We start from the raw sequence: 13,722 nt of genomic DNA on the forward strand, positions 1-13,722 counted from the left end.
TACCTATAAATTATTACTTTCGTATATGTTACAAATTTCAATATAGGAAGTTTCAGAGCATCTTTTCTTCCAAAAATTATTTCTTCATAATAAAGTAAGGATACTATAAAATTTTCATATACAAAAGCAACATAGATTAAGAAAAGAGAATTGTAGTTAATTTTATTGGATAAATAAATCATAGGTTGTTCTTTTTTCTAAGCATTCTTTTGCAAGGCCACGATCTTGTTCATTTTGAAAACTAATTCTTAACACACCATATATATCTTCTCTTGTTTCTAGAATTCTAATGTTCGTGATACTTATATTTTCTTCCGCTAAGTAACCGGTAATTTCCGATATTACCCCAGGATAGTCTGGAACATCAATAAATAAATCATAAAAGGAATGAATGGCACCTGTTGAATGAGATGGAAGCTCGTCACGAAAAATCTTTGCTTCTTGAAAAAATGAAAATAGCTTTTCAAATTTCTCCTCTTCAATTAATTCTGTTACTTGGTTCATTTTAACCTGCCACTGCCTCAATAACTTTAACAATACATCTTTGTTCAATACGCAAATACTAGCCCACATATTTGGATCTGCGGATGCTATTCTTGTAATATCCCGAAAGCCTCCCGCTGCTAATCTAGATAACAAAGGAAATGTTGATTGATAGTCTTTTGCTTGCTCTACTAATGAAGAAGCTATAATATGCGGGAAATGGCTTAGTATACCCGTCATTTCATCATGATCTTCCGCAGTCAACTCAATAAATCTTGCCTTTGTACCAGATAACCAATCTTTTACTAGCTTTAATTGATGCGCCGATTGATGGGATGTAGGTGTTAAGATATAAAAGGCATTTTCAAATAATTGATCCTTCGCTGCTGTAACACCGCTTTTATGGGAACCTGCCATTGGATGCCCGCCGATAAAAGCTATTCCTTTTTCAGCAAGCTGCAATGCTTTTTTTACAATGCTCTTTTTCGTACTGCCTGTATCAGTTATAAGTACATGTTCTTTCAACGACATATTTGCTAATTGTTCCATTAATCTTTCCGTCTCCAAAACAGGGGTAGCAAGGATAATTAAATCTGCTATTTCTGCACCTTTTTGAAAGGACTCTGCTCTTTTATCTATTACTTTCAGGAAGCTCGCTTTATCCATTTCCTCCGTAACTACATCAAATCCATATATTACAGAATTCGGATGCTGTTTTTTTATCGTTAATGCCAGTGAGCCTCCAATTAGTCCAAGTCCTGCGATAAATACATTTCCACGCATGAAAACCCTCCCTTAGATGCATGCAATTTCCATTTTTATTTTTGTTCTAAAAATTCTTTTATTGCGTTCCTTACTTGAAGATTTTGCTCCTCTAAGCCAAGTGTGATTCGTACTCCCGTTGGGAAACCTAATGATTTTCCGGAACGGACAATAAGACCTTTTGATAATAAAAATTGAGAAACCTCATCTCCATCGTGAGCAAAATCTATTAGGATGAAATTTCCTTGTGTAGGATAATAGTTCAAGTGGCTTTCTTGACAGAATATATAATATTTTTGTTTCTCTACTTCATTTTTTCTGTAACAGTTTTCTACAAAATCTTGGTCCATTATTGCTGCCGATGCTGCTAATTGACCTAATACATTTGTATTAAATGGCGGCCTCGCGGGTTCAAGCTTTTGAATATTATCATAGGACGATACCCCATATCCAACCCTAAAACTAGCCAATCCATATATTTTCGAAAAAGTTCTCATTACAATTAAATTAGGAAACTTATTAATGAATTTAATGGAATTATAGACAATATCCTTGCTTACATATTCATGGTAAGCTTCATCAAGAACTACTAGGACATCCCTTGGTACGCCCTCCAAAAATGACACTAATTCCGCTTCTGGAATATATAAACCAGTTGGATTATTTGGGCTGCATATCCATACTATTGCTGTATTTCCATCTATTTGCTGAAGCATCCCCTTCAAATCATGGGATCCTTCTATTAAATCAACCTCACGAACTAATGCCCCCTCAATAACAGCATTATGCTTATATTGGGTAAATGTAGGGGTAGCCATTACAGCATTTTTCCCTGGTTCGAGAAGCGCTCTGGAAATAATTTGAATCAGTTCATCCGTGCCATTTGTAAAAATAAGCTGTCCAGGATCTACCCCAAGTAAATCAGCTGTAGCATTACGCAAATTTGAAGCGTTTCCGTCAGGATAAAGCATAAAAGATGGCTTGAAATTTTCAAGAGCTTGATCAACCTTTGTAGAGTAACCATACGGATTTTCATTGGAAGCCAATTTTACTATTTGTTCTAATTGATATTGCTTTTTAACCTCATCAATCGATTTACCAGGCTTATATGCTTCTAAATTATATATTTGATTCTTCCATTTCATAGTTTTACCTCCCCCTATTCAAACAACATCTAAGTCAGGTCTAAGGATAGTAGCATTATTTAAATATACATGCTTTAATAAATGCTGCGGTTTACTTGTATTAATATGAAGCATAACTCTTATACATAATGGCAAACTATTAATAACAGGTATTTCTTGCAAACACATTACCGGAACAAACTTCCAATCTGGGAATCTTCTTAAAGCCTTTGAAGGAAAAGTGGAATGAATATCTGATGTAACCGATATGAAAACAGAAGCAACATTTGTTGCTTCTATCCCATTTGTATCAATCATTTTCTGCAATAATTCTTCTGCAGCATCTATGACGAGATCCTCACAATCACTAGAAACTGTTGTTGCCCCTCTTATTCCGCGAATCATTTCGTTCTCCCCTTTTTACACTCATCTTTATCCGTTTTGTAATAAATGAAAGGTTTTTCGCAAAATATCTTTATCCACCTTTTTCAAAACAGGCTGCCCAATATTCGTTAATAAAACAAAGTTAGGTGTTTGATGCACAGATTTTTTGTCTCTGGCCATTAGCTCAAAAATAGCGTCGAAATCCGTATCTGCAGGAATTCTCCATTCATACCCCAAGCCTTCAAGCCAATTAATAAATTCTGCCATTGGAAAAGGAAGCTGAAATAGCTCCTTACTTAAATGCAATGCATAAACGATTCCAATCAGGACCGCTTCTCCATGAGTCAACATTCCGTACCCAGCATTTGCTTCCAAAGCATGCCCTAGCGTATGTCCAAAGTTTAAATATGCCCGAATATTTTGTTCCTTTTCATCCAGTTGAACTATATTTGCTTTTATTTCAATCCCTTTCCGTAATAGATTCTGTAATATTTCTAATGGTATTGAATCCAATGTTTGGACTTGTTTCATCAAATATTGCAGGAATTGGGGATCTGAAATAATTGCTTCTTTTATTACCTCAGCAAAACCGCTTCTTTTTTCCGTAATAGGCAACGTTTCTAAGAATTGAATATCAAATATAACCAGCTCAGGCTGATAGAAGGAGCCAATCATATTTTTCCCCAGTGGATGATTTATGGCTACTTTCCCGCCAATTGCACTGTCATGTGCTAATAACGTTGTAGGAATCTGTATAAAAGGAATTCCTCTCATATACGTTGCTGCAACGAAGCCCGCTAAATCACCTATTGACCCGCCTCCGAATGATAATATGACTGATTTGCGATCAAAACCATTTTGAAGAGTGAATGAGATACAGTCCTCATAAATTTGGAAGGTTTTAGCTTTCTCTCCATTAGGAGCTATATAAATATGGGTTTCCTTATTAGTTGGCAAAAAACTTTTTAGTGTTTGTAAGTGCAAGGTTTCTAAATGTTTATTCGTTATAATTAAAATTTTGGAGTATCCATCTATTTTTTCTGTTAATTGATGAATAATTTTATTACCAATATATACAGAATAATCTTTGGAAGAAGTACAAATATTGATTATATCCATATTAAAACTTCCTTGCATATTCTCTATGTTCTTCTACTAGTTTTTGCAAGTGGTCCATACGATCACTCGAGAATTGCTCTGTAATAGCCACAGCTATTTCCCATGCAACGACGGCCTCCGCAACTACACTTGCTGCAGGTACAGCACAGCTATCCGAACGTTCAATACTGGCTGTAAAAGGCTCTTTAGAATCAATATCAACACTTTGAAGAGGTTTATAAAGTGTCGGGATAGGCTTCATTACACCTCTTACTACAATAGGCATACCAGTTGTCATTCCACCTTCAAAACCGCCAAGTCTGTTGGTTCTTCGTATGTAACCCGTATCTTGATTCCAAATAATTTCATCGTGAACTTGACTTCCGAAGGATCTCGCCATTTCAAAACCTAATCCGAATTCAACGCCCTTAAAAGCATTTATACTTACAATCGCACTTGCAATTTTTGCATCTAATTTTCTATCGTAATGTACATAGCTTCCTACACCTGGAGGCATTCCTTCCACAATAACCTCCACAATACCTCCTATAGAATCCCCTTTTTTCTTAGCCTGATCAATGGCATCCATCATTTTTTGTTCCGCATTCTCATCAAAAACACGTACTGGTGAGTTTTCCGTTTTTTCCTGCAAATCTTTAATATTTTGATAAGTAGGTACGGCAGCTTGAACACCACCGATCTCAAGAACATGTCCCGCTACTTCTATACCTAGCAATGATAATAATTTTTTAGCAACTGCGCCTGCCGCAACCCTAACAGTTGTCTCTCTTGCGGAGGAACGTTCGAGTACGTTCCTCATATCCCTGTGACCGTATTTTAAGCCACCAACTAAATCAGCATGCCCTGGTCTTGGCCTTGTTACCTTCCTCTTTATTTCGTCCTCCTCATCCCCACTTATAGGTTCCATTCCCATGATTTTAGTCCAATGTTTCCAGTCTTTATTTTCAACAACCAAAGCTAGAGGCGATCCTAAAGTAACTCCATGGCGTACCCCACCAGCAATGATTGCTTGATCCTTCTCAATTTGCATCCTTCTTCCGCGTCCATATCCCTTTTGACGACGCGCTAGCTCTTTATTTATATCTTCTACTGTTAAAGGCATGCCTGCTGGCAATCCTTCTATTATTGTAGTAAGCTGCGGTCCATGCGACTCACCAGCAGTTAAATATCTCATTATTATGCCTCCTTCATCACTTTAAAGTAATTATGTATCAATATATCATAAACTACATGCACATACATAGCAAATTATTAAAAAATTTAAAACCTTCTATATTTCTATTACGTCTAAATGACAAAAAACTGTTGGCAACAACAGTTTTTCAAATTTTTCTGTAGAAGAATGTATCTTCCACTTCAAAGCCATACTTATTCGGATTAAAGATTTGCTCTGTACTTCCAACAAACAAAATTCCACCAGGTTTAAGAGCATCACTAAATTTTTTATATAATATTGATTTTGCATCCTCGGTGAAATAGATTAAAACGTTTCTGCAAACGATAAGATCAAAATTCCTGTCAAATTGGTCAGCAAGCAAATTATGTCTCTTAAATGAAACGGTACGTTTTATGTCTTCCGAGATTTCATAATAAGCGCCTTTCTGTTGAAAGTACTGATCCTTTTTAGTGGAAGGAACCTCTTGCAATGACCTTTCCGAATAAACCCCTATTTTCGCCTTTTGAATAGCATTTGCATCAATATCCGTTGCCAAAATCGATATTTTGTTTAACGGATAATGAGAAGACAATACCATGGATATTGTGTAGGGCTCTTCACCAGTAGAAGATGCTGCACTCCATACCTTTAATGGCTGTCCTTGCTTTATCAGTTTAGGAAGAATTTTGTTATCTAATACATCCCATCTTTGTCTGTTCCGATAAAATTCCGATACGTTTATTGTCATTCTGTCCAGAAATTCATTTAATAGGTTCGTATCGATATCTAATACTTTAAAGAACTCATTGAAGGATGAAAAACCTTTCTTTTCATAAAATGTAGTAAGTCTTCTTTTCATTTGCGCTTCTTTATACAATGCTAGATCAATACCTGTTTTTCTTTCTACTTTTAAAATAAATTCTTGATAATCTCGATCCATGATTTACTCCCGATGTTTTTAAAATAATTATAACGGAAGTCTAGCAAGTTTAGGAAGGTTAGGAAAAAATTTTAATGAAAATTTTTATAAAAAAAAAAAAAGATTGGAATAAATCCAATCCAGCAAAAATTAATAAATCCAATTATTGATTAATTTAGTATATTCCACTAATTCTTCTTGCTTAAAGAATAAACCAATTTCTCTTTCAGCACTTTCAGGCGAATCGGAGCCATGAATAATATTTTTGCCAACTGTAGTAGCAAAATCTCCACGGATTGTTCCAGGCTGAGCATCCTTAGGATTAGTTGAACCCATCATTTGACGAGCAGTAGAGATCACATTTTCACCTTCCCAAACCATTGCAAATACAGGTCCAGAAGTAATAAAGTCAACTAATTCACCAAAGAATGGGCGCTCTTTATGCTCGCCGTAATGCTTTTGTGCAAGTTCAGTTGAAATTTGCATTAACTTTGCTCCTACAAGCTGAAAGCCTTTTTTCTCAAAACGAGAAACTATTTCACCGATTAATTGTCTTTGTACTCCATCAGGTTTTACCATTAAAAATGTTTTTTCCATTTTTACCACTCCTAGTTATGTATCTTGTTGATACGGGCAAGCAGCCCATGAAAATAGTAACATTATTTACGATGTTTGACAATATTATTATTGGAAACGCTTTCGACATAGAAACATGGGTGAGAATTATAAAATAAGGCCCGAAAAATACTTATAGTTATCGAATCGACTATATATTAATATTTGCGTTTTCCAACAAAATTAGCGATCTCAATTAATGATTTTTTCGTACGGTTTTCAGGAAGCTCTTTTACAATGGAAAGAGCTTTTTCCAAATAACGTCTACTTAACTGGTGGGATTTTTCAATTGCACCTGTTTCTTTAATAACAGCAATAATTTCTTTCATTTCTTCCTTTTCCATATTTTCATGCACTGTAAGAATCTTCTTTTTCGCAACCGCATCCTTCATAGCATAAAGAACAGGAAGTGTTATGTTTCCTTGCAATAAATCATCTCCAGCAGGCTTTCCGAGTACTTTTTCTGTACCAGTAAAATCCAAAATATCATCCGTAATTTGGTAAGACATTCCTACGTAATATCCAAACTGAAACAGCTTCTTATGTATATCTTCATCTGCACCAGAAACTATTGCACCTAATTGACAGCTAATAGCAATTAATAGTGCAGTCTTCCTTTTAATACGTCGCAAATAATCTCTCAATGTCTGATTAAAACGATATTTATCCTTTATTTGTTCAATCTCGCCAACACAAACCTCAGCAATTGTTTTGGCTAAAATACGATGTGCTTCGGGGTTCTCTATTCTCGTCATATATTCAAGTGAGCAGGCTAATATAAAATCACCAGTATACATTGCTATGCGATTATCCCATTTTGCCTTCACAGTAAGTTTTCCGCGCCTTAATTCCGCATCATCAATAACATCATCATGTACAAGAGATGCCATATGAATTAACTCTAATGCAACGGCAACATTTTTTATTGCCTGGATATCATATTTACCAAATTTAGCTGAAAGCAACACAAAGATCGGCCGCAGTCTTTTTCCTCCGGCATCAATTAAATTTAGGGAAGCACTTTGTATAAGTGCTGAATTTGAAGTAATGGCAGTATGCAGTTCCTTCTCAATTAAGTCTATATCCGCCTTTAGAAACGAATACATCATTTGTAGTTTCATATTATTTCCACCCAGCTTATTGTATCTCTTTATATCCTATATGCGATGCAGCCACACCTCCACTGTATGGCTTATATTGTATATGTTGAAATCCCGCTTTTTCAAACATTACTGCCAATTCCTTCATACCTGGAAAATCTCTTGCAGATTCCTGAAGCCATGAGTATTCCTCATAACTTTTCGCCAATAATTTCCCTAGAACCGGCATAATAAAGCGAAAATAAAAATAATAACCTTGCTTGAATCCAAACATCGTCGGCTGTGAGGTCTCTAGGCATACAGCCATGCCGCCAGGTTTAACTACACGATACATTTCTTTCAATACATGCATATAGTCTGGGACGTTTCTAAGACCAAATCCTATCGTGACGTAATCAAAGGTATTGTCTTCAAAGGGAAGCTCCATTGCATTGCCATGTACTAATTCTACCTGAGGTAAATCGGAGACTTTTTCTTGACCAATTTTCAGCATGTTTTTACTGAAGTCCAATCCAAAAACCTTGCCATTCGGACCCACTTCTTCTGCTAGTGCAATGGTCCAATCAGCAGTACCGCAGCAAATATCAAGGGCTTGGGCGCCTTCGTGAACATTCATCTTTTTCATCGTATCTTTGCGCCATTTTAAATGCTGCTGAAAGCTGATAACGGAATTCATTTTATCATAATTATTATAAATTTTTTCAAATACGGAATGGACACGTTCTTCCTTTGTAGACATGGTTTACCCTTCTTCCAAATATAAATTTAAAACTGTTTGACGTTCCATCACCAATAACTTAATTCTTTCAGCAAGTAAAAAGTTTGGTTTTTTTAGCTCTTTTACATATTTCCTTAAATAATTTTTTGAACTATTTATATATTTTTCACATACTTCTAATATAGTTGATTTCTTTTCAGAAGATAATTGTTGAAATGGTATTTGTTTTGTAGGTATTAAACATTTAACTAGTGAATCAAAAACGGATGATGATAACCCGTTATTTACCAATTCTAATTCTTTTAATAGGCGATTCAAGAACAAAAATTCTGCCGCAACGGAACATTGATTAACGGCGCCAAAATACCCGCAAAAGTTTGTAATAATGGCTGATTCCGCATTCTTTAGATTATTCATATATGTATTAACATCTGTTTCTTCATTTCGATAAAGAGCAATTTTATATTCATTTACGGTTTTTATCCCGCTCGCTAATACTTTAATTAACGGAATATTATCTATTTCTGCTAATATTTTATAGTATAATCCGCTATAATAATCTCCGGACAATACTAGTAGCTGACGTTTTTTTATATTCTCGCCAAAATTGGTTACTTTTTCATGGGTATCAAGGGCAATTTGGATAAGCATAGCACTAGCGACAAGCTTTTCTGCTTCATCCTTAGAAAATTCTTGATTCACAATGCTATTTAATAAAAGCATGATGCGATCTTCATCAATAAATGGCACCTCAATATATTTATTTAAATAGTGATGTGTAATCTCTTGCTGTATTCTCTCTTTAATTGAAGCCACTAGTTTTAATGATTCCTGTAATGACATAACCCCGAGTCCCCGTTTCTTTCCTGGATATATATCTTTTCTTATGTTCTCCTAAAAAAAAATAGAACAAAATATATTATAACATAAAATCATTTAATCTGTATGCATTTGTGATTTATTTCACTAGGTATGGATATTACTTAAGAATGCTATTTTTTCAGCTCACTATTTAACTCTGCAATATTAGTGTATATTTTGGCATTTCCTCTTATTTTAATCGCAGATGTATGTTCCGTAAATTGGGCAATCATTACTTCACCTTTGTCTAACTTCTCCGTATGGTGAAATCTAGTGTCTGTTCCTCTTGTTAACCCTATAACACTAACCCCGTCATCTATTGCCTTAATAACAATATAATCATTGTCTCCACTCAATGTAGACATCTTAATTCCTCCAATCTAATCATCTCAATCCTTCATTAATAAAAGGACCTCAGATCTTAGTGAATCATTTGTATTAAACAAACCTCTTGCGGCAGAGGTAATCGTTTTAGTACCCGGTTTTTTTATTCCTCTCATCGTCATACACATATGTTCAGCTTCAATCATAATGAACACTCCAAGTGGATTTAGTTTATCCATTATAACATCGGCAAGTGTCGCTGTAATTCTTTCTTGAAGCTGCGGCCGGCTTGCTACCGATTCCACCGCTCTTGCTAATTTACTTAAACCGGCTACTTGACCGCCTTGTGGAAAATAGGCCACATGTGCCTTCCCATAAAAAGGAATGAGGTGGTGCTCACACATAGAAAAGAAGGGTATATCTTTTACTAAAACCAATTCATCATGATCCTCACTATATATGATATCAAAATATTCCTTTGGATCTTCTCTTAAACCAAAGAATATTTCTTCATACATTTTGGCAACACGTTCTGGAGTATCCACTAATCCTTCTCGATTTGGATTTTCACCAATGGCTTCTAATATCATTCGAACACCTTGTTCAATCTTCTTTAAATTTTCCTCATCCATTGTCCGGACCCCTTATTATGTATTTTTAATAGAACATATCATATTCATTCACTTCGATAAACTTCTTCGGAGATTTCCGAATACCAAACGAAATATATAACAACCAGAATCATTATAATAGACTGTTTAATATTAGCATAGACTCAACCCGGTCGGCAAAATAAACAATTGGGCTTGGCGCCTTGAACAGCAATGTACGGTTATTGAAATTGGTACTTCTAATTTCACTTATTGAAATTGGTACTTCTAATTTCACTGTTGAAATTAATAATTCTAATTTCTCCTGATGTCCTTTCCACCGGGAGGAGACTTAGAAATCCGCAAACTGTCAGCACTGAAGCTAGAAGTAGACAATTTTTCTAATAGGTAACCGCAGGTCAATATTATATACTTTCAAATACAACTAAAAAAATTCCCATTTGTATGAATGATTTATATTACTTTATGGAAATATAAAAAGGACTGCGAAATGCAGTCCTTCATTAATACGCTCAAAGCTTGGTATGTACTTATTTTACAGCGTCTTTAAGCGCTTTACCTGGTTTGAATGCAGGCACCTTGCTAGCTGCGATTTCGATTTCTTCACCAGTTTGTGGGTTACGTCCCTTACGAGCCGCACGTTCACGAACTTCGAAGTTACCGAATCCGATTAGTTGTACTTTATCTCCATTAGCTAATGCAGATTGAATAGTATCGAAAATAGCATCAACAGCTTTTGTCGCGTCTTTTTTAGATAGTTCAGTGCTTTCTGCAACAGCATTGATAAGTTCTGTTTTGTTCATGCCATTCACCTCCTCCCAAAAAGGAACAATTTTTTGTTAATTATTACATTTGTAAACAAATTAAACGGTTTCTATACATAAAATGCGAAAAAACCGTAAAGAACGTTGTTGATTCCTGTAACAACAATTCTGATAAAAGATTATCACATTAAAATAGCCTTAGCAAGAATAAATATTGATTTTATGGGGAAAAACGTAAAAAAGTGCCAGATTTTTACCTGGCACTGATAAAATTTCTTATAAAATGATCGCAATTAGGCCGCCCGACCCTTCATTAATAATCCTCTCAAGCGTCTCCTTTAGCTTATAACGAGCATTTTCCGGCATGAGGGAAAGCTTTGCATGAATTCCTTCCCGCACGATAGAGCTTAAATTACGCCCGAAGATATCTGAATTCCAGATAGAAAGCGGATCGTCTTCAAAATCTTGCATTAAATACCTTACAAGTTCCTCACTTTGCTTTTCCGTTCCGATAATTGGTGCAAATTCAGACTCTACATCCACTTTGATCATATGAATCGATGGCGCTACGGCTTTTAAACGAACCCCGAAGCGTGAACCTTGACGGATAATTTCTGGTTCATCCAAACTCATATCTTCAAGTGTAGGAGATGCAATTCCATACCCTGTTTGTTTAACCATTTTCAAAGCGTCAGAAATTTGATCATATTCTCTCTTGGCATGAGCAAAATCTTGCATTAATTCCAGCAAGTGATCCTTGCCACGAATTTCTACGCCGACAATTTCTTTCAATACTTGATCATAAAGATTATCAGGAGCATAAAGATCAATTTCTGCAACCCCTTGCCCCATTTCGATACCTGCTAATCCAGCATTTTCAATAAAATCATACTCATTGAAGTATTGAACGACACGATCTACATCGCGCAGGCGCTTAATATCTTTTACCGTTTCTTTCACGGCTTCTTGGTAATTCTCCCTTAGCCAATGATTTTCCTTCAATACCATTACCCAGCTTGGAAGGTTTACATTGACCTCTAGTACTGGAAATTCATACAACGCTTCTCTAAGGACATTAAGTACATCTCCCTCACGCATGCTTTCCACAGACATTGCTACTACCGGGATATCATATTTTTCTGCCAGTGACAATCTTAATGATTCTGTTTCGGGATGATGTGGTCTAGAAGAGTTAATGACCATAATAAACGGCTTTCCAACTTCCTTTAATTCGGCAATGACTCTTTCTTCCGCGTCTACATAATCATGTCTAGGAATTTCTCCAATAGTACCATCTGTAGTAATAACTACACCTATAACAGAATGTTCCTGAATAACTTTTCTCGTTCCAATTTCTGCAGCTTCATGGAATGAAATTGGTTCTTCGTACCAAGGGGTATGAATCATCCTTGGTCCATTCTCATCCTCGTATCCTTTAGCACCAGGCACTGTATATCCTACACAATCAACCAGACGTATATTAACATCAAGCCCTTCACCGACATGAACAGACACTGCTTGAGCTGGAACAAACTTCGGTTCTGTTGTCATGATCGTTTTCCCTGCCGCACTTTGCGGTAATTCATCTTGCGCTCTATTTCTGTCTGACTCATTAGCAATATTCGGTAAAACTACCAGCTCCATAAATTTTTTAATAAATGTAGACTTACCAGTACGAACTGCTCCCACAACTCCTAAGTAAATGTCACCACCAGTTCTTTCAGCGATATCTTTAAAAATATCTACCTTTTCCAAGAGATTCCCTCCCCACATTAAGTTACCGGGACATTACATCCGTTAAAATATGATTGGACAATATATGTGTATGATGTTGTCCTATTATGTTATGACTATAAAGAGTAATTTTTTATTGAAATAATTATAATAAGTGTTCAAAAAGATAGAAAAATAATATACGCTTTTAAGAATTTAGGAGAGCACTGTAATCAAGCAGCTAGTTTCCTTCATCTTTTGAACAACCTCTTATAATAATTAAAACCCTTCCTCTACAATATATATTGCCTGAGAAAGGGTTATGACTATTTTGTCAAAAAGACTGGCTCATTTTTTTTATTTATCGTATAAGGAAGTGAATAAGCAGGAACAAATGATGAATCATTCGTTAATATTGGTCGAATATCTTCTCCTTGTTTATAAGTAGAATGGGTAGTTTTCAAGGCTTGGTATAAATCCATTCGATAGTCAACAAAAATATCTCCAGACCCATTTATAACAAAAGGAAGATTGTTATTTGTATATGGCGAAACTACATACGGCTCAGATTTAAATCCTAATTTCTTAAAATTAATCGTATATACGTTATATGCAACCTGCTTTCCAAATGGTGGGTAGCCTTGTGCAGTAATTCGAATCCGAATATCTCTTATTTTTTCGGCAATGCGCAAATCAAATAGTTTTACAGTTGGTTTTGTTTCTGCATTTATAATAACATATTGAAAAATTCCGCCGTTTTCGTATGCGTTTCCAGGTGGCTCTGCCATATATCTATTTTGGATTAGTTTATTGAATTCTATCGGATATTTTTCATATATAGATGTACTTTTTTCTTCTGTTTTAATTGGAAGAATACCATCATTATCTTTTTGAAATTTCTCCACTGCCGACTGTACTGACTGTAATTGATCTTCATATGGAACCTGATTCTTTGCAAGTTTATCCTGAGGATAGAGACAACCGCTCAGTAAGGAGATAGAGATAATCAGAATAAAGCTAAGTATTATTTTTTTCAACCTATTGCCTTCCTTTCTTGTTCAAAAAACCC

At 35.4% G+C, this 13,722-nt stretch carries 15 protein-coding genes; all 15 read right to left on the bottom strand.

What is annotated here, in order from left to right:
• Positions 1-162: 162 nt before the first annotated feature.
• A complete protein-coding gene (locus KHA87_RS08255; RefSeq protein ID WP_213093598.1) occupies positions 163-1,266 on the bottom strand; it encodes a prephenate dehydrogenase in 1,104 nt (367 codons plus the stop codon).
• 35 nt (positions 1,267-1,301) lie between these two features.
• Complete coding sequence (gene hisC / locus KHA87_RS08260) at positions 1,302-2,390, bottom strand: histidinol-phosphate transaminase (RefSeq protein ID WP_213093599.1); 1,089 nt, start codon at positions 2,388-2,390, stop codon at positions 1,302-1,304.
• An 18-nt stretch (positions 2,391-2,408) separates the two neighbouring features.
• Positions 2,409-2,774, bottom strand: a complete 366-nt coding sequence (aroH, locus tag KHA87_RS08265; RefSeq protein ID WP_213093600.1) for a chorismate mutase — start codon at positions 2,772-2,774, stop codon at positions 2,409-2,411.
• Positions 2,775-2,801: 27 nt separating this feature from the next.
• On the bottom strand, positions 2,802-3,872 hold the full coding sequence (gene aroB, locus KHA87_RS08270; RefSeq protein ID WP_213093601.1) for a 3-dehydroquinate synthase: 1,071 nt from the start codon (positions 3,870-3,872) through the stop codon (positions 2,802-2,804).
• A gap of 1 nt (position 3,873) precedes the next feature.
• On the bottom strand, positions 3,874-5,046 hold the full coding sequence (aroC, locus tag KHA87_RS08275) for a chorismate synthase (RefSeq protein WP_213093602.1): 1,173 nt from the start codon (positions 5,044-5,046) through the stop codon (positions 3,874-3,876).
• A gap of 148 nt (positions 5,047-5,194) precedes the next feature.
• Positions 5,195-5,968, bottom strand: coding sequence for a CheR family methyltransferase (locus KHA87_RS08280; protein ID WP_213093603.1), 774 nt, complete (start codon positions 5,966-5,968; stop codon positions 5,195-5,197).
• 129 nt (positions 5,969-6,097) lie between these two features.
• Complete coding sequence (ndk, locus tag KHA87_RS08285; RefSeq protein ID WP_213093604.1) at positions 6,098-6,544, bottom strand: nucleoside-diphosphate kinase; 447 nt, start codon at positions 6,542-6,544, stop codon at positions 6,098-6,100.
• 176 nt (positions 6,545-6,720) lie between these two features.
• Complete coding sequence (hepT, locus tag KHA87_RS08290; protein ID WP_213093605.1) at positions 6,721-7,683, bottom strand: heptaprenyl diphosphate synthase component II; 963 nt, start codon at positions 7,681-7,683, stop codon at positions 6,721-6,723.
• Positions 7,684-7,699: 16 nt separating this feature from the next.
• Positions 7,700-8,401, bottom strand: a complete 702-nt coding sequence (locus tag KHA87_RS08295; RefSeq protein WP_213093606.1) for a demethylmenaquinone methyltransferase — start codon at positions 8,399-8,401, stop codon at positions 7,700-7,702.
• A 3-nt stretch (positions 8,402-8,404) separates the two neighbouring features.
• Positions 8,405-9,223, bottom strand: coding sequence for a heptaprenyl diphosphate synthase component 1 (locus tag KHA87_RS08300; RefSeq protein WP_213093607.1), 819 nt, complete (start codon positions 9,221-9,223; stop codon positions 8,405-8,407).
• Positions 9,224-9,372: 149 nt separating this feature from the next.
• Positions 9,373-9,606, bottom strand: a complete 234-nt coding sequence (mtrB, locus tag KHA87_RS08305; protein WP_213093608.1) for a trp RNA-binding attenuation protein MtrB — start codon at positions 9,604-9,606, stop codon at positions 9,373-9,375.
• A gap of 24 nt (positions 9,607-9,630) precedes the next feature.
• Positions 9,631-10,197, bottom strand: a complete 567-nt coding sequence (folE, locus tag KHA87_RS08310; protein WP_213093609.1) for a GTP cyclohydrolase I FolE — start codon at positions 10,195-10,197, stop codon at positions 9,631-9,633.
• Between the two features lie 509 nt (positions 10,198-10,706).
• Positions 10,707-10,979, bottom strand: a complete 273-nt coding sequence (locus KHA87_RS08315; protein ID WP_055739433.1) for an HU family DNA-binding protein — start codon at positions 10,977-10,979, stop codon at positions 10,707-10,709.
• Between the two features lie 237 nt (positions 10,980-11,216).
• Complete coding sequence (spoIVA, locus tag KHA87_RS08320) at positions 11,217-12,695, bottom strand: stage IV sporulation protein A (protein WP_213093610.1); 1,479 nt, start codon at positions 12,693-12,695, stop codon at positions 11,217-11,219.
• A 284-nt stretch (positions 12,696-12,979) separates the two neighbouring features.
• Positions 12,980-13,690: a hypothetical protein gene (locus KHA87_RS08325; RefSeq protein WP_213093611.1), complete on the bottom strand. Its 711-nt coding sequence runs from the start codon at positions 13,688-13,690 to the stop codon at positions 12,980-12,982.
• Between the last annotated feature and the right edge of the window lie 32 nt (positions 13,691-13,722).

The sequence above is a fragment of the Bacillus sp. FJAT-49736 genome (assembly GCF_018343615.1).
Classification (GTDB): domain Bacteria; phylum Bacillota; class Bacilli; order Bacillales; family Bacillaceae_C; genus Margalitia.